Origin of the sequence: Corynebacterium sp. (genome assembly GCF_030538285.1) — a bacterium.
Lineage (GTDB): Bacteria > Actinomycetota > Actinomycetes > Mycobacteriales > Mycobacteriaceae > Corynebacterium.
This window is the reverse complement of sequence record NZ_JAUNUG010000012.1, coordinates 29019-45174: the sequence shown is the minus strand read 5'-3', so window position 1 is coordinate 45174 and position 16156 is coordinate 29019. Positions and strand designations below refer to the sequence as shown.

The following is a 16156-nucleotide window of genomic DNA, read 5'->3' as shown; positions in this document are numbered from 1 at the left end:
AGTGCTGCCGGCCAAGCCGCGTGCGGACGTACCCCGATGTCCGGCGGTCTCGGCTTTTCCCCTGGTGGAATTACCGCGCAGGAGGAGTCGGGGTATGTGACAACGCGCTCTTAAGAATCGAGAACCTTCTGCCAGCCCGAACCACCCGAAATCACGCGCCACCCCAGGCGCCGATTGATGTCGATCATCCACGAGTTGTCGGCCGCGTTGGAGGTGTAGACCCGCACCGCACCCAGTTCTGCAGCCGCCGCCCGCAGCACCGCCTGCTTGAGACGGAGCCCGTAACCGTGGCCGCGGGCCGAGGGTGCGATGACCGTGATGCCTTGTTCCGCGATACCGGGTTCGGAGCCAGGGAAGCGGGTGATCTCGCTGATCCCGATCACGCCGCTGGTGTCTGATAACACGACCGACACCACCTGCCGACGGGTGCCGCGCACGCGGGCAGCGGCAGCCGCCAGGCGCTCCGGTGTCCAATTGACCGGCTCGGCGTGCATGCCACCATGGGGGACATCGAGACTGGCCTGGTAATAAAGCGCTAACACCCCCTCCACGAGCGGGGCGGGGAAGCACAGGTCCCGGACCAGGTCAACGCGGATGCCCGCCGGCCATGTCGGGGCGGGACCAACCCCAACCACGCCCTGGATCTCCTGCAGGCCTAGCTCATAGCCGCGTCCACGCAGCATATCCGCCCAGTCGCCGGTGCCGACAGGCTCGTCGGCCGGGTGGAGCAGCCAGGTCTGCACAATGGTGCGGCCCAGACGTGCCGCCTCCGATTCGGCGGCCTCGTAGAGACGCTCCAGCACCGCCCGGCCCTCCGGCTCGAAGTCGGCGCCGGGGAGGGGGAGGTGGGCGGCATCGAGGATGATCTCAGCGTCGACGACTGCCGTGTCCTCCAGCAGGGGAGTGCTCAGCAGGAGGTAACCGGCCGGATCCTCCCCGGGGACCACGAGCTTGAAGCCGCGGGTGTCATACTCCGTGGAACCACGCAGGCGATGGAGCACCCGCTCCACCGAGGTAGAGGAAGCGGTGTCGCCGGTGGTCTCCTGCGCGGCGAGGTTGGCCAGGAAGACCAGGTTGATAACGTCATCGGCCGGTTCCGCACCCGGAACCGGCCGATCAAGTGGCGAAGGCTGCAACTAGAGGTCCTCGACAGCCTTCGCGGCGGCGTCGGCCCACTCCTGCCACTGGGCAGCCTGGCCGCGCAGCTTCTCGGCCTTCTTCGTGTTGCCCTTGGCTTCGGCGGCCTCGGCCTGGGCGGTGAATTCGGCGACCTTGTCCAGGAACTGTTGGGCGCGGGCCTGGGCCTCCGGGTCGGTGCGGCGCCACTGGGACTCCTCCGCCTCGGAGACACGCTTTTCTACCGCGCCGATCTTCTCCTCGTACTCGCGGACCTGGTTACGTGGGACGTAGCCGATCTCATCCCACTTCTCCTGCAGCTCGCGCAGCTTGGCGCGGGCACCGTCGAGGCCCTTGGCTGGGTCGATCTGGGAGTCATATTCTGCGAGAAGCGCGTCCTTGGCTTCGGCGTTGGCGACGAATTCCTTGTCGCGTTCCTCGTTGACCGCGTTGCGGGCGTTGAAGAAGTGGTCCTGGGCAGCGCGGAAAGCTTCCCACAGCTTGTCGTCGACCTCGCGGGGGGCGCGGCCGGCGGCCTTCCATTCCTTCATGAGGTCACGGTAGGCGCGCGCCGTGTCATTCCACTCAGTGGAATCCTTGAGTGCCTCGGCGCGCTCGACGAGCGCTTCCTTGGTGCGGCGGGCGGCGGCACGACCCCGGTCGAGCTCGGCGAAGTGGGAGCCACGACGGCGGTTGAAGGCGTCGCGGGCGCGGGAGTAGCGCTTCCACAGCGCATCGTCGGTCTTGCGGTCAATGCCGCGGATAGTCTTCCACTCCTCGAGGATGGCGCGGAGGCGGTCGCCGGCCACCTTCCACTCGGTGGAGTTCTCGGCGAGTTCCTCTGCCTCGGTGGCGAGTGCCTCCTTGCGGGCGATCGCCTGCTCGCGGCGCTTCGCGCGGTCGGCCTTGGCCTGCTCGCCGGCGGCCTCGGAGTGCTCCATGATGTCGGACAGGCGCTTGTCCAGACCAGCGATGTCGCCGATGACAGCGGCCTCAGGCAGAGTCTCCCGGAGGTGCCCGGCGGCCTCCTTGATGGAGTTGGCGTCATCCGGGTGGGCGGTCAGGCGGGCTTCGAGGAGCTCGACCTCGGTGGCCAGGTCATCGAAGCGGGTGCCGTAGTGGGCCAGACCCTCCTCCGGGGTGCCGGCCTGCCAGGATCCGATCTGTCGCTCCCCTTCGGCGGTGGTGACGAACACGGCGCCGTCCGCGTCGACACGCCCCCACTTGGCAGGATCGTTCTTCGGCGGGCGGGCGGCGACGGGTGTGGCCGGTCGCGGGGAGGGAGTAGGGCGGTTGCCGGTGCCCGGCAGAGGACCAGGCTTCGGTCCCGGGCCGGGCTTGGGGCCGGGCGTGGGGGACGGCGTCGGGGAGTTGGTCATCTCGGTGGTCCTTTGCTTCATGCCGCGCGTCACGGCTGCCGATAGTGCTCCAACTAACATACCGCGCTGCGTTCGGGCCTGTCAGCAGTAGTCAGTAGGATTGCGCGGGTGAGCACCAATCTTGTCGTCATGCCGGGGTCGCCGTCGCTGGTCCATGAGCTGGCGCCGCGTGATACCGTCGGCGCCCGCATGGTGGCGCGGCTGCGCTCGCTCATCGACGCTAGCTGCGCCCCCATCCACCTCGTCTCCTCGCGTGCAGCACGGTGGGAGACCGGAGTGGAGGGATCGTTCCGGGCCTGGGGTGCGCCGCAGGTTCAGGTGGGCACGGGGCGTTTCCTGCCGGAGTTGGTGCAACGTTACGTGCTGGGCGAGGCTGCCTTGCGGGTGGCCTCGGTACGCGGGCAGCTCGACGAAATCGAGCCTGCAGCCTTGACTATCGTGGCCGTGGATGGTTCGGCCGGATTGACGGAGCGGGCGCCTTTGGCTTTGCTGCCGGGGGCGGCGCGGGCAGATGCGTGGTGCCGGGCGATGTTGGCGGGCCAGCCGCCGGGGGAGCTGCCAGCAGAGTCAGGCATCATCGAAACCCAACTGTGGGAGGAACTCGCGGCCCTGCGCCCACACAACGCGGAGCTCCTGGAGGCAGATAGCACGCACGGCGTGGGAAGGTATGTGGCGGCATGGCAGATCTGACACCGATCGCGGTGGTCGGCCCGACGGCCTCCGGGAAGTCGGCGCTGGGCTTAGCGCTCGCCCATGAGCTTGGTGGGGAGGTGGTCAATGTCGATTCCATGCAGCTCTACCGGGGCATGGATATCGGTACGGCGAAGTTGAGCGTGGAGGAACGCGAGGGCATCCCACACCACCAGCTTGACGTGTGGGATGTCACCGAGACCGCCTCGGTGGCGCGCTACCAGGCCGATGCCGTGGCTGATGTGGAGGACATCATGGCTCGCGGTAAGGTGCCCATTCTGGTCGGCGGTTCAATGCTCTATGTGCAGTCACTCATCGATGACTGGCAGTTCCCGCCCACCGACCCCATGGTCCGGGCGCGCTATGAGCAACGCCTGGGGGAGATCGGCATCGATGCTCTGCATGCTGAGTTAGCCGCGGTGGACCCGGCAGCCGCCGCCATCATCGAGGACAAAGATCCGCGCCGCACTGTCCGGGCTCTGGAAGTCATTGAGATGACGGGACAGCCTTTCCAGGCCTCTCAGCCACCGAAGGATGCGCCCCCGCGCTGGGGTTCACGCATCCTCGGGTTGCGCACGCAGGCGGAGTGGCTCAACCCGCGCATTGAACTGCGCACTCGCCTCATGTTCGACCGCGGCCTGGTCGAGGAGGTGGAACAGTTGGTCACAGAGCACGGGCTTGTGGCCGATTCCACCGCAGGCCGGGCGATCGGCTACGCGCAGGTGCTGGCTGCGCGGGCGGGGGAGCTGAGCTGGGAGGAGGCGGTTGAGCGGACCATCACCGGAACCCGCCGTTATGTGCGTCGCCAGCGTTCCTGGTTCAACCGTGACCCGCGGATCACGTGGTTGGTCGCCGACAAAGACCCCGCAGCAGCGGCACTGGCGGCACTGCGGTGAACGGACGTACCCCGATTCTGAAAGGATCGCCGCGCGACCTGGGCTTTTCCCGGGCGCTAGGTGACAAAGGGGCATGTCACAACGCGGTCGTTCTAGAATCACTCCGGTGAACACCATCAGCTTCGCCAAGGGCCACGGCACGGAGAACGATTTCCTCATCATCGACGCCTCCGTCGATCCCACGCGGCAGCAGGTCCGCGCCCTGTGTGAGCGCCGCGCGGGCCTGGGGGCCGATGGCCTGTTGCGCGCGGTGGACACGGGTGGCCAGTGGTTCATGGACTACCGCAACGCCGATGGCTCCATCGCGGAGATGTGCGGCAACGGCGTGCGGGTCTTCGCGCATTGGCTGCGCTCCCGTGGGCTGGTGGATACCGATGAATTCATCGTGGGCACCCGCGCCGGCGACCGGCCCGTGATCGTGCGCGAGTGGTCGGACACGGATGCGCAGGTCACCGTCGAGATGGGCCCCGCGGAAGTCACGGGCCTGTCTACCGCTCGGTTGGGGGAACTCCACGTGTCTGGCCTCGGTGTGGATATGGGCAATCCGCACTTAGCATGCGTACTGCCCGGACTGACCCCGGATACCCTGCGAGCGCTGACACTGCCCGACCCTGACTATGACCGGGAGTTCTTCCCCGGCGGGGTCAACGTGGAGATCCTCACCCCGCTCATCGACAACGCCGTGCACATGCGTGTCCATGAACGCGGGGTGGGGGAGACCCGCTCCTGTGGCACGGGCACCGTCGCCGCGGCCCGCGCGGCACTGGCCGATGCCGGGCGCACGGACGGGACAGTCACCGTGCATATCCCCGGTGGGAGCGTGCAGGTGAGTATTGACGGGCAGCGCTCGACCCTCACCGGCCCCTCGCGGATCATCGCGAGCGGCCACACGGTGATCTAGTAGTCCGGCCCCAGCCGCTGTGCGGCTTGTCGCGCCGCCAGCCACGTCTCTTTGAGCTCGAGTGCCCGCATGTCGGTGACCTGCAGCAACGACTCCAGCTGGGGTACTTCGAGGGATTCGTTGGCGAGGCGGGCATCGAGGCGCCCGAGGAAACGACGCGCGGTCGCGTAAGCGTGGTGGAAGGCGGCGATGTCGGGGTCGGTGCAGTCGAGATCAAGCAGCGCGGGGCGTGCGAGGGTGCGATCGGCGATGGCGGTGGTGTCCGGGCTGTCGGCGAAGCGCTCGAATTCGGCGACGACGTCCCGGATGTCATCGGCGCTGAGCAGGATTGATGAGCGCAACGCGGTGGTTTCGCGGGTGTCGGGACGACGGGTCATCACGAAGGCGGCCACCACCAGGATCGGGATGATGAGCAGCAGCCCCTGCAGCCGGAAGATCCCTAGGACGGCGACGCAGGCGAGCAGGATGATCGCCAGGACCAACCACTGCCGGTGGGGTTCTGGGCGGATGAGCATCCGGTCAGGCATGTCAAGGGCCTTAGTGTCCGCCGCAGCCGCAGCTTCCGCCGCACCCTCCGCAACCGCCGCCGGACATGGGGGTCAGGACGGAGGCGGCGAGCATCGCGGTGCCGGCGACGACAGATCCCCGTGCAGGGAGCTCCGGTGCGTCGATAAGGCACAGGTCAAAGGGGAAAGCGCCGTCCACGGTGGCGTGGATGAAGCGCTGGCCGGTGAGCTGGTTGTGGCGGTACTCGGCGTCGAGGATGCGGGCGGAGAAGAAGGCGGAGGCGTCCGGGGCGGCGGCGCCGGATCCGGAGGTGACCAGCTGGGCGCCCTCGGAGACGAGCTCGCCGGCGGGCTGGCCGGAGGCGGCCTCGTAGGCCTCGGGGGATTCGTAGACGGCGGTGTCCAGGCCGAGGGCGGTGACGGAGATCTGCTGCCAGGTCTGAGTGGGGGCGTCGACAAGCAGGGGGCCCTGGGCGAGGTTGGCGGTGACCGAGGCGAGCACGGTGCCGTCCGGGGTGATGATCTCGCAGAGGGCGAGGACGTCGTTGACCATGCTGACGTGCGCGAAGGTCTGGGTGACTGCTTCGAAGCCGGCGAAGGTGGCGAAGGGTTCGACGGCGAGGATGTTGATCTGGGCGCCGGAGGCGTCGGTGAACTGGATCAGCTGTCCGCCGCGGATTTCGCCGGCGACAACCAGCTGGTTGGTGGCGATGGCGGCTTCGACGGCGTCCTGCCACTTGTCGAATCCCAGGCCGATGCTCTTCAGGTCAGTGCTCATGGTTGTTCAGTCTATCGCGGTGTGGGGGAGGGGGAAATCTGCGGGGACGCTTTCCCCGGCACACACATAGGTGTAAGGTAAGGCTTGGCTTACCTACTCATAGTCAGAGAGACCTCCATGACCTGCCCACTGACCGACGCGCCCCGCCGCTGCCCGCTGCGCCTGTGCGCCGTTGACCCCCAGCTTCCCCAGCACCTGCGCCGCAGGCTTATCGAACTCGGCCTGCACGACGGCACCGAACTCAGTCTCGACCGCACGGCCATCGGCGGCGCCTGCCTCATCTGCATCGGGGCGACGCGCTACGTCATTGACCGGCAGACCGCCTCCCGCCTCACCGTGGCGACAGTGTCATGAACGCCCCCTGCTGTCACGACGGCGCCCTGCGTTCGGCGCCGGAAGGTTCCCCGGTCATCGCCGTCGTCGGCGCCCCCAACTCGGGCAAATCCACCCTGTTTAACGCGCTAAGCGGCGCGCGCGTGCAGGAGGGTAACTGGCCGGGCACCTCGGTGGAGATCTCGCGCAGTACCTGGCACACCGCGGCCCGCCCCTTCGACCTCATCGATCTGCCCGGCGCGTACTCCCTCGACCCGGTCAGCCCGGACGAGGCTTTCACGCGGGACATGCTTATCGACGCCCCGCCCGACCTCATCATTGTCACCGTCGACGCCACCGCCCTGGCCCGCGGATTGTACCTGGTCACCCAGCTGTTGGAACGCAACCTGCGGGTGCTCATCGCGGTGACCAAGGCGGATCTCGCCCCGGGGATCAACATCACCGAGCTGGCCACCCGGTTGGACGCGCCGGTGGTCGACGTCGATCCGCGCCACCGCCGGGGCCTGGACGCCCTGGCGCCCGCGGTGGAAAAGGCACTGGCGGAGGAGCCACGGCGGCGTCGCAACGCCCCCTGGGGCGGGGAACTCGACGCCGCGGAGGAACGTTTCGGATGGATTGCCGGGGTGGTAGAGGGCAGCGTCGATAAGCAGCCGGAACGCGGGTTCAGCGACCGCCTCGATGCGGTCGCGCTGCACCCGGTCGCCGGGCCGGGGCTGTTTCTTGCGGTGATGTGGGTGGTGTTCCAGATCACCACCACCGTGGCTGCGCCGCTGCAGGACTGGCTCGACGGGCTGTTTGCGGGTCCGGTGTCCGATGCTCTGCGCGCCCTGCCGCTGCCCCGGCTGGGGGAGGCGATCATCGTCGATGGTCTGGTGGCCGGTGTCGGCATGGTGTTGACTTTCGTGCCGCTCATGGCCTTGATGTTCATCTGCCTGGCCGTGCTGGAGGACTCCGGCTACATGGCCCGCGCCGCGGTGGTGGCCGATCGGGTGATGCGCGCCATCGGGCTGCCCGGGCGGGCCTTCCTGCCGCTCATTGTCGGATTCGGGTGCAACGTGCCGGCAATCTCCGCGACCCGCATCCTGGGCAAACGGGAACACCGTATCCTCACCGCCCTACTCATCCCCTTCGCCTCCTGCACGGCGCGCCTGGCTGTCTACGTCATGCTCGCCACCACCTTCTTCCCCGATCGCGCCGGCACCGTTGTCTTCGCGATGTATGTCATATCGGTGCTGCTCATCGTCGTGGTGGGCATGGCGGTGCGGCGCCTGCTGTGGCGCAGTTTCGGCTCCGAGCCACTGGTCATTGATCTCCCGCGCTATCAGCTCCCCGGGGCGCGCATGGTCACCCGCATGACCTGGACCCGTCTCGCGGGGTTCCTCAAGACCGCCTCGACCATCATCGTGGCGTGCGTCGCCATCGTGTTTCTCCTGCAGGCCACCCCGGTGCGCGGGGACCACGAATTCGGCGACCCGGATCTCGCGGTCGCCGACTCCGCCTATGGCGTGACCGCGGAAGCGATGGCGCCCATCTTCGCCCCGGCCGGATTTGGCTCGGGCGCGATTACCGGCGCGCTCATCACCGGGTTCGTGGCCAAGGAGGCGGTCATCTCCACCTGGGCGCAGACCTACCCGGATGAGGAATTGTCCACTGCGATCACCCGCGACTTCGAGGAGACCTCCGGCGGGCATGCCCTGGCCGCGGTGTGGGCGTTCATGATGTTCCTGCTCGCCTACACCCCGTGCGTGGCCACCCTCGCGGCGCAGCGGCGGGAGATCGGACTGCCGTGGACACTTGCCGGAGTGGTGTTGCAGTTGGGTGTGGCGTGGCTTCTGGCCGTGGGTACCTTCCAGCTGCTGAGCGTGTGGCTGTGAGCGCGCCAGTGAGGAGCCCGGTCGCGCAGATCCGCGCGGCGGTGGCCGGTGGGGCAGGCACGAGCGCGGAGATCGCCACCGTGACCGGGCTGCCGTTGACACTGGTCAGCGCGGTCCTGCTGCACTTCCACCGGCCCACCTCGTGTGCCTCTACGGGATGTGGCGGGTGCCCGGTGGAGGCCGGCTGCGGCGGACCGGTGCTGTTCAACCTGGGGCAGGCGTGGAACAATGAACAGAAATGACTGATGTTTCACAGAACAACCCTGATTCGCACGATGAGCTGCTGGCTCGCGCCTTCCGCGACAACGCCCCGCAGTCAACCGTCCCGGAGGATCCCGGCACGGATCTCTCCGACCTGCTGACCCCCACCACCGGTGAGCTCGACCTCGCCGAACGTAACCGCTTCCGGCGCGTCACCCGGGATACGGAGATCCGCTCCCGCGACAGCGAGGACATCACCGAGGTCGAGTACCGCAAACTGCGCCTCGAGCAGGTCATCCTCGTCGGCGTGTGGACAGAAGGCACCTCCGCTGAGGTCGACGCCAACATGGCGGAGCTGGCCGCACTGGCCGAGACCGCCGGCGCGGAGGTGCTTGAGATGCTCTACCAGCGCCGCGACAAGCCGGATCCGGGCACCTACATCGGCTCCGGCAAGGTGAATGAACTCAAGGACATCATCGCCGCCACCGACGCCGACACCGTTGTGTGTGACGGTGAGCTCTCGCCCGGCCAGCTCGTCGCCCTGGAGACAGCGCTGAACACCAAGGTCATCGACCGCACCATGCTCATCCTCGACATCTTCGCCCAGCACGCGAAGTCCAAGGAAGGTAAGGCGCAGGTCTCGCTGGCCCAGATGGAGTACCTCTACACCCGCGTGCGCGGTTGGGGTGGCAACCTCTCGCGCCAGGCGGGTGGCCGCGCCGGCTCCAATGGTGGCGTGGGACTGCGTGGCCCGGGTGAGACGCGCATCGAGGCGGATCGTCGTCGCCTGCGCCAGGAAATGGCGAAGCTGCGCCGCGAGCTGTCGGGTATGAAGACGGCGCGTGAGATCAAGCGGCAGCGCCGGCAGGAGTCGACGATCCCGCAGATCGCTATCGCGGGGTATACGAATGCGGGCAAGTCCTCGCTCATCAATGCGCTGACCGGGGCGGGTGTGCTGGTGGAGGACGCGCTGTTCGCCACCCTGGACCCCACGACCCGGCGCGCCGAACTGGCGGACGGTCGCGCGGTGGTTTTCACCGACACCGTCGGTTTCGTGCGCCACCTGCCGACGCAGCTGGTCGAGGCCTTCAAGTCGACACTGGAGGAAGTGTTGGCTGCTGACCTGGTGCTGCATGTCGTCGACGGTTCCGATCCGTTCCCGCTCAAGCAGATCGAGGCGGTGAACAAGGTGATCTACGACATCGTCAAGGAGACCGGCGAGGACGCCCCGCCGGAGATGATCGTGGTGAACAAGATCGATCAGGCCGATCCGCTGGTGCTCGCCGAGCTGCGCCACGCCGTCGAGGATGCGGTGTATGTCTCCGCCGTCACCGGCGAAGGCATCCCGGAGCTGGAGGCGCGCATCGAGCTCTTCCTCAATTCGCTGGACGCCCACCTGCGGCTGCTGGTGCCTTTCACCCGCGGCGATATCATCTCCCGCCTGCATGAGTACGGCACGGTCCGTTCCGAGGAGTACACCGAGGACGGCACGCTTATCGACGTCCGCCTGCCCCAGTCCATGGCCGCCGAGCTCGCGGAGTTCGCGGTGGAGGAAGAGGGATCGTAATTACGATGCTCGCAAATGCGAGAATCGTATTTACGAGTCCTCCTCGGCGCGCCGGGCACCCCACGCGAACAGCCGGTTGAACGCCCACCGCGCCGCGCTGAACACGACAAACAGCACCACCCAGGACACAGCCAGCATCCAGATCATGGCAATCCAGCCGCCGCCTTCCTGCTCGTACCAGAACCACGCCGCCAGCACGCTGCCGATGAGCGAGAAAAGGCGCACGCCATCGCGGCCGAAGGCGAAAGGCTGGGTATCAGGATTCATGCTTATCGACGCTACTGTGTAACCGTGACCATCAAAAGCCTCGGTTGGACCGTCCATGGAGACGGTCGCAAAATTGCCCCCGGCGCAGTCGTCGCACCCGACGAGCGCCTGAGCTGGCCCCGCACCATCGGCATCGGCATGCAACATGTCGTGGCGATGTTCGGCGCCACCCTCCTTGTTCCCACCCTGACCGGATTCCCCGTCAACACCACCTTGTTGTTCTCCGGTCTGGGCACGATGATCTTCCTGCTCATCACCCGCAACCGCCTGCCCTCCTACCTGGGTTCGTCGTTTGCGTTCATCGCCCCGCTGATCGCCAGCCAGCAGCACGGCCCGGGCGCGCAGATCGGTGGCGTGCTGGTCACTGGTGTGGTGCTCATGGCGGTGGGTTTCATCGTCAAGGCGGCCGGGCGCAAGGTCATCGACGCGGTGATGCCGCCGGCGGTGACCGGTGCCATCGTGGCACTTATCGGGCTGAACCTGGCGCCGGTGGCCACGAGCAACTTCCAGGCGCAGCCCCTGGTGGCGGCGGTGACCATGGTGGCGATCCTGGTGTGCACCGTGGCCGGGCGCGGCATGGTAGCGCGGCTGGGCATCCTCATCGGTGTGGTCGTGGGCTGGGTGTTCGCCACGGTGACGGGCAACCTCGCCGAAGGGGCGGGGGAGACCATCCGCGAGGCCGCGTGGATCGGCGTGCCGGAATTTCATACCCCGGAGTTCCACCTCTCGGCGATCCTGGTGACGCTGCCGGTGGTCATCGTGCTCATCGCGGAAAACGTCGGCCACGTCAAGGCCGTGTCGGAGATGACGGGCAAAAACCTCGATGACCTGGCTGGTGATGCGCTGGTCGCGGATGGTCTGGCAACCACCCTGGCCGGTTCCTTCGGCGGCTCCGGTACCACCACCTACGCGGAGAACATCGGAGTCATGGCCGCGACCCGCGTGTACTCCACGGCCGCGTATTGGGTGGCGGCGGCCACCGCCATCGCCCTGGCGTTCATCCCGAAGTTCGGGGCGCTCATATTCACCATCCCCACCGGCGTGTTGGGTGGGGCGACGATCGTGCTCTATGGCCTGATCGGCATGCTGGGTATCCGCATCTGGCAGGACAACAAGGTCAACTTCAACAACCCGGTCAACCTCACGGCGGCGGCGGTCGCACTTATCGCGGGTATCGGCAACCTGACGCTGAGCATCGGCGCCATCGAGCTGGAGGGTATCGCTTGGGGGTCGGCGGGCATCATCCTCGCCTACCCGCTCCTGAAATGGCTCTACATTCACGTCGGTGAGGGTAAGGGCGCCAAGTTCTATAATTAGGCGCTATGACCCTCGAGATCACCGTCGCCGCCCACGCGTTCATCGCCTTGCGTGAGACCGTCTCCACCGACGGGCTGCCCGCCTTCTTCGACCGCGCCTACCCCCGGCTTGTCGACGTCCTGGCTGCGGTCGGTGCGTACCCCGCGGGCCCGGCCCGCGCGTACTACTTCTCGCCACTGACCGAGACCGTCGACATCGCCGCAGCCTTTCCGCTGCACCCCGAGCAGGTGGCCGCGGTGGAGGCCGCGTATCCGGAGCTGGTGCACCACGTTCCTGAGTGTGAGGCGTTCACCACCCGGCACCACGGTTCGTACGACATGCTGGGCCGGTCCTGGCAGGAGTTGATGGAGGCGGTCCGGGAATCCGGGCGGCCGGCGGGTGCGGTGTGCTGGGAGACCTACGTCACCGAGCCCACCCCGGAGGCTGCCCCGGCGGACATGATCACCGACCTGTATGTCACGCTGGCCTGATCGCGCGATTTTCGTCACAAACTCCCCACTTGGCCAGGCGGGACCCACGCGGTGTACGCCCTCGCGGTGGTAGAACGGTAGGCATGCGTGTTCCTGTGTATCTCGCCGTCTCCAAGGACGACTACCTTCACCTGACGGTCAACCCGAACCGGGTGGCGGTCGTCGATAAGCTCATTGAAGAGGGGCAACAGCCCACCCTGCGCCTGAGCGACGAGTGGTTCATCCTCGATGAGGATCTGTTGCTCACCCACGCCGAGCCAGCGCTCAACGGCGGTGAGATGTGGCAGTACAAGCCCACGCGCAATGCGCTGGCGCCGGTGCAGGTGACCATGATCGCGAAGGCGCTCGGGGAGGTCGGGGAGCTGACCTACTCGCATGATCTGCCGCCGCTGCAGAAGTTCTTCGCCGCGGCTGCCGAGCGCCACGACGCGATCATCATCGCCTATATTTAGGCATGAGAAAAGCCTCCCGGCCCAGGTGGCCGGGAGGCTTTCGCGTGTGTCAGGCGTCCAGGTCGGACTCGATGAGGGCGGCGATCTTCTCGACAGCCTCGGCGTTGTCGGAGGTGACGGTGACCTCATCGCCCTTCTCGGCGCCCAGCGCCATGATCATGAGGGAGGAGGCGGCGTCGGCCTCTTCGCCGTCCTCGTCGCCGACGAGGGTGAGGATGATGTCATCGTCGTACTCGGCGGCGGCGTCAGCGACGACGGCAGCGGGGCGGGCGTGGAGGCCGACAGCGGAGCCGACGGTCACGGTCTTGGAAGCCATGGGGGTGTTCCTTTCGTTGTACAAGAGGTGATGCAGGCCAGTTTAGGCGTCCACTGTGGCGACTGCCACTGCCTTAGTGGGCCAGAACTGCTTGAGCGCGATGACGGCCACCGCGGAGACCAGGGTGCCGGCAACGATGGCCAGGAGGAAGCCCCACCATGGTTCGATAGCGAAGAGGACGAAGACACCGCCGTGCGGGGCGCGGGAGCCCACGCCGAGTGCCATGGACAGCGCGCCGGTGACCGCACCACCGGCCATCATCGAGGGGATCACGCGCAGCGGATCGGCCGCCGCGAATGGGATCGCTCCCTCGGAGATGAAGGACAGACCCAGCAGCCAGGCGGACTTGCCGTTCTCCTGCTCCGCGGGGGTGAACAGGCGCTTGCGCACGAGCGTGGCCAGCGACAGGGCGATCGGCGGGACCATGCCCGCCGCCATGACGGCGGCCATGATCTGCATGGACGCAGCGTCGCCGGTGGACAGTCCGGCGGTGGCGAACAGGTAGGCCGCCTTGTTGACCGGGCCGCCGAGGTCGAAGCACATCATGAGCCCGAGGATGATGCCCAGCAGGATCGCGGAGGAACCGGACATCGAGGACAACCAGCTGGTCAGCCCCGTCATGATGCCCTCCAGCGGGCGGCCGAGCAGCAGGAACATCAGCAAGCCGATCGCCAGGGAGGTCAGCAGCGGGATGATTACCACCGGCATGAGCGAGGTGAGGATCCTTGGCACCTTCCACGAGGCAATCCAGTAGGCGATGAGTCCGGCGAGGATACCGGTGACCAGGCCGCCGATGAAGCCGGCTCCGATGAGCACGGAGATCGCGCCGCCCACGAAACCAGGGGCGATGCCGGGGCGCCCGGCCAGGGCATAGGCCGTGTAACCGGACAGGGCAGCGACGATGAAGCCCATCGCCATCTGGCCGGTGGCAAAGAGCACCGCACCGAGGTACAGCGCGAGGCCGGAGCGGTCGAAGGTGACGGGGGCGCCGTCGATAAGCACCTCATTGCCGGGCAGATTGCCCAGCGAATGCTGCAACGCGATCGCCTGCCACCCGTTGGCCATGTCATAGCCGCCGATGAGGAAACCGAGCGCGAGGAGCAGGCCGCCCGCCGCGACAAACGGAATCATGTACGAGACACCGGTCATGACGGCCTGCTGAATACGGCGCGGCCAGCTCATCTCCTGCTTCTTTTCGCTTATCGACGCCGTCCCGCTCACCCGCCGGGCCTGCGGATCGCGGGCGGCGGTCACGGCTTCATCGAGCATGACGCCAGGTTCGTTGATGGCGCGTTTGACGGCCGACTCGATGACCGGCTTGCCTGCGAAGCGTTCGCGGTCACGGACGCCGACGTCGGTGGCGAAGATGACGGCATCGGCGCGGGCGATGACCTCGGGGTCGAGTGCCTCGGTGGAGGAGGAACCCTGGGTCTCGACCTGGAGCTCGACGTCCGCACGGTCGGCGGCTGCCTGGGCGAGGGCATCGGCGGCCATGTAGGTGTGCGCGATGCCGGTGGGGCAGGCGGTGATGGCCACGATTTGGGTTCTTTCCGGCGCGGCGGCGGGCAGCTGCCCGATGACCTCGTCGACGGCCGCGACGACCTCCGCGGGGGTGGTGGCAGCGCGCAAACGCTCGCGGAAATCACCGCGGACCAGCGCGCGGGCCAGCTTGGAGAGGATCTTCAGGTGAGCCTTACCGCCACCTTCCGGCGCGGCGATGAGGAAGACGAGTTCGGCGTCGCCATCCGGGCCACCGAAATCCACCGGTCGTGACAGGCGGGCAAAGGCGAGGGTAGGTTCCGATACGGCCGCGCTACGGCAGTGCGGGATGGCGACCTGGCCGGGCACGCCGGTGGGATTCTGGGCCTCACGGTCAAGGGCGGCGTCGGCCAGCTCCTGCGGGGAGGTGGCGCGACCTGCCTGATGGACGGTGTGCGCGAGTGAGGTGATGACGTCGGTGGTGCTGGCGCCGAGGTCGGCGTCGAGAAGCACCAGCTCAGGGGAGATGACAGACATGGGTTTCCTCGAGATTTAGTTGTGCGGGGGAAGGGATAGTGGTGCCCGGCAGCCCCGTGGCGGCGGTGCCATAGGCGACGGCGCGGGCGAGGCAACCTGCCTCATCGGCGCCCTCCGCGCGGGCGATGAGATAACCGGCCAGCGAAGAATCGCCAGCGCCGACTGTGGACTGCACCTCGACGGGCGGGGGAGTGGCGAACCACGCGCCCTCGGCGGTCACCAGGACCGCACCCGCCGAACCGAGGGTGACCAGCACCTCGTTGATGCCCCGTTGAATGACAATCCGGGCCGCGTCGACCACCTCGGTGACATCACCCTCCGCGGCAGCCGCCTCCATGGCGGCGCCGTCGCGGCCGACCAGCTGCCCCAGCTCCAGACCATTGGGCTTGATCAGCGTCGGGGCGGCCTTCTCCAGCCCTGCGCCGAGAGTCTGCATCGCCTGGTCCGAGGTATCCACCGCGATGAGCATGTCCGGGTGGGTGGCGCGCACCGCCGCGATGAGCGTGGTGTACCAGTCATCCGGCACCCCCGGCGGCAAAGAACCCGCCATGACCAGCCAGGACGCGTTGCCGCACAGGCGGGTGACGGTGTCCTCAATGGTGCGACGGGTGCGGGGCGTAATGGTGGCGCCCAAGCCGTTGATCTTGGTGGTGGTGCCGTCCGGCTCAGTGAGCGTGGTGTTGATGCGCACGCCCTCCTCGACCGGGATGCAGTGGAAGGGTATGCCAGCCTGGCGGGCGAGAGCGACGAAAGGGTCATTGCTGTCCGCCGGGAACAAAGCGAGGCTGAGCCGGTCGGCCAACGAGAGAGCGTGGGTGACGTTGACGCCCTTGCCGCCCGCGACCTGGGTAATGGCCGTGGGGCGGTGGACCAGGCCACGTCGCAACCTGTCCTCCAGTTGCATCGTCGCGTCGATGCTCGGGTTGGGCGTCAGGGTGAGGATCACGATGGGCTCCCTCGTCGGTGTCCGTTCGGAAAATCAGGTGATGCTGTGGTTGACAGGACGCTGGATGCGGCCTGAAATGCGTCAATCCTACGGGCGGGCTAGTCGGGGCCGGTGAAAGGGGGTCACGTGCG

The 16156-nt window shown here is 67.4% G+C and carries 18 protein-coding genes; 10 read left to right on the top strand and 8 right to left on the bottom strand.

The features are described from left to right. Positions 1 to 110 precede the first annotated feature (110 nt). Positions 111 to 1136, bottom strand: coding sequence for a GNAT family N-acetyltransferase (locus Q4G50_RS05860; protein ID WP_303376715.1), 1026 nt, complete (start codon positions 1134 to 1136; stop codon positions 111 to 113). Then, positions 1137 to 2495: a DUF349 domain-containing protein gene (locus Q4G50_RS05855; RefSeq protein ID WP_303376714.1), complete on the bottom strand. Its 1359-nt coding sequence runs from the start codon at positions 2493 to 2495 to the stop codon at positions 1137 to 1139. Between the two features lie 99 nt (positions 2496 to 2594). Between Q4G50_RS05855 and Q4G50_RS05850 the strand changes: the two genes are divergently transcribed. From Q4G50_RS05850 to dapF, 3 genes are all read left to right on the top strand, one after another. Next, the gene (locus Q4G50_RS05850; protein WP_303376750.1) at positions 2595 to 3185 is read left to right on the top strand and encodes a hypothetical protein; all 591 of its coding nucleotides are present in this window, start codon (positions 2595 to 2597) and stop codon (positions 3183 to 3185) included. Next, positions 3173 to 4081: a tRNA (adenosine(37)-N6)-dimethylallyltransferase MiaA gene (gene miaA / locus Q4G50_RS05845; protein WP_303376713.1), complete on the top strand. Its 909-nt coding sequence runs from the start codon at positions 3173 to 3175 to the stop codon at positions 4079 to 4081. The genes Q4G50_RS05850 and miaA overlap by 13 nt, the downstream gene beginning before the upstream one ends. A gap of 115 nt (positions 4082 to 4196) precedes the next feature. Beyond that, the gene (gene dapF, locus Q4G50_RS05840) at positions 4197 to 4982 is read left to right on the top strand and encodes a diaminopimelate epimerase (RefSeq protein ID WP_303376749.1); all 786 of its coding nucleotides are present in this window, start codon (positions 4197 to 4199) and stop codon (positions 4980 to 4982) included. Here dapF and Q4G50_RS05835 read toward each other — a convergent pair. Both Q4G50_RS05835 and Q4G50_RS05830 read right to left on the bottom strand, forming a co-directional pair. Beyond that, positions 4979 to 5509, bottom strand: a complete 531-nt coding sequence (locus tag Q4G50_RS05835; protein ID WP_303376712.1) for a hypothetical protein — start codon at positions 5507 to 5509, stop codon at positions 4979 to 4981. The two genes, dapF and Q4G50_RS05835, sit on opposite strands and share 4 nt — an antisense overlap. Before the next feature lie 10 nt (positions 5510 to 5519). After that, positions 5520 to 6266: a hypothetical protein gene (locus Q4G50_RS05830; RefSeq protein ID WP_303376711.1), complete on the bottom strand. Its 747-nt coding sequence runs from the start codon at positions 6264 to 6266 to the stop codon at positions 5520 to 5522. 117 nt (positions 6267 to 6383) lie between these two features. On the opposite strand from Q4G50_RS05830, the gene Q4G50_RS05825 reads away from it, so the two are divergent. From Q4G50_RS05825 to hflX, 4 genes are read left to right on the top strand one after another with little or no spacing between them, the layout of a single operon-like run. Then, the gene (locus Q4G50_RS05825; RefSeq protein ID WP_303376710.1) at positions 6384 to 6620 is read left to right on the top strand and encodes a FeoA family protein; all 237 of its coding nucleotides are present in this window, start codon (positions 6384 to 6386) and stop codon (positions 6618 to 6620) included. Beyond that, the gene (gene feoB / locus Q4G50_RS05820; RefSeq protein ID WP_303376709.1) at positions 6617 to 8473 is read left to right on the top strand and encodes a ferrous iron transport protein B; all 1857 of its coding nucleotides are present in this window, start codon (positions 6617 to 6619) and stop codon (positions 8471 to 8473) included. The genes Q4G50_RS05825 and feoB overlap by 4 nt, the downstream gene beginning before the upstream one ends. Beyond that, on the top strand, positions 8470 to 8715 hold the full coding sequence (locus Q4G50_RS05815; RefSeq protein ID WP_303376708.1) for a hypothetical protein: 246 nt from the start codon (positions 8470 to 8472) through the stop codon (positions 8713 to 8715). The genes feoB and Q4G50_RS05815 overlap by 4 nt, the downstream gene beginning before the upstream one ends. Beyond that, complete coding sequence (gene hflX, locus Q4G50_RS05810; protein ID WP_303376707.1) at positions 8712 to 10241, top strand: GTPase HflX; 1530 nt, start codon at positions 8712 to 8714, stop codon at positions 10239 to 10241. Before Q4G50_RS05815 ends, hflX begins: the two co-directional genes overlap by 4 nt. A 30-nt stretch (positions 10242 to 10271) precedes the next feature. Here hflX and Q4G50_RS05805 read toward each other — a convergent pair whose 3' ends face one another. Next, complete coding sequence (locus tag Q4G50_RS05805) at positions 10272 to 10508, bottom strand: hypothetical protein (RefSeq protein WP_303376706.1); 237 nt, start codon at positions 10506 to 10508, stop codon at positions 10272 to 10274. Between the two features lie 24 nt (positions 10509 to 10532). Between Q4G50_RS05805 and Q4G50_RS05800 the strand changes: the two genes are divergently transcribed. The 3 genes from Q4G50_RS05800 to Q4G50_RS05790 all read left to right on the top strand — a co-directional run bounded on the left by Q4G50_RS05800 (position 10533) and on the right by Q4G50_RS05790 (position 12747). Then, on the top strand, positions 10533 to 11825 hold the full coding sequence (locus Q4G50_RS05800; RefSeq protein ID WP_303376705.1) for a uracil-xanthine permease family protein: 1293 nt from the start codon (positions 10533 to 10535) through the stop codon (positions 11823 to 11825). A gap of 5 nt (positions 11826 to 11830) precedes the next feature. Beyond that, positions 11831 to 12295 (top strand): GyrI-like domain-containing protein, encoded by a 465-nt coding sequence (locus Q4G50_RS05795; RefSeq protein WP_303376704.1) that lies wholly within the window; start codon positions 11831 to 11833, stop codon positions 12293 to 12295. Between the two features lie 83 nt (positions 12296 to 12378). After that, positions 12379 to 12747: a hypothetical protein gene (locus Q4G50_RS05790; protein WP_303376703.1), complete on the top strand. Its 369-nt coding sequence runs from the start codon at positions 12379 to 12381 to the stop codon at positions 12745 to 12747. A gap of 49 nt (positions 12748 to 12796) precedes the next feature. Here Q4G50_RS05790 and Q4G50_RS05785 read toward each other — a convergent pair whose 3' ends face one another. The 3 genes from Q4G50_RS05785 to Q4G50_RS05775 are packed head-to-tail and all read right to left on the bottom strand — an operon-like array spanning position 12797 to position 16025. Continuing rightward, positions 12797 to 13063, bottom strand: a complete 267-nt coding sequence (locus Q4G50_RS05785; RefSeq protein ID WP_303376702.1) for an HPr family phosphocarrier protein — start codon at positions 13061 to 13063, stop codon at positions 12797 to 12799. A gap of 42 nt (positions 13064 to 13105) precedes the next feature. Continuing rightward, positions 13106 to 15079, bottom strand: coding sequence for a fructose-specific PTS transporter subunit EIIC (locus Q4G50_RS05780; protein ID WP_303376701.1), 1974 nt, complete (start codon positions 15077 to 15079; stop codon positions 13106 to 13108). Further along, positions 15060 to 16025 (bottom strand): 1-phosphofructokinase family hexose kinase, encoded by a 966-nt coding sequence (locus Q4G50_RS05775; protein ID WP_303376700.1) that lies wholly within the window; start codon positions 16023 to 16025, stop codon positions 15060 to 15062. The genes Q4G50_RS05780 and Q4G50_RS05775 overlap by 20 nt, the downstream gene beginning before the upstream one ends. Positions 16026 to 16156 lie beyond the last annotated feature (131 nt).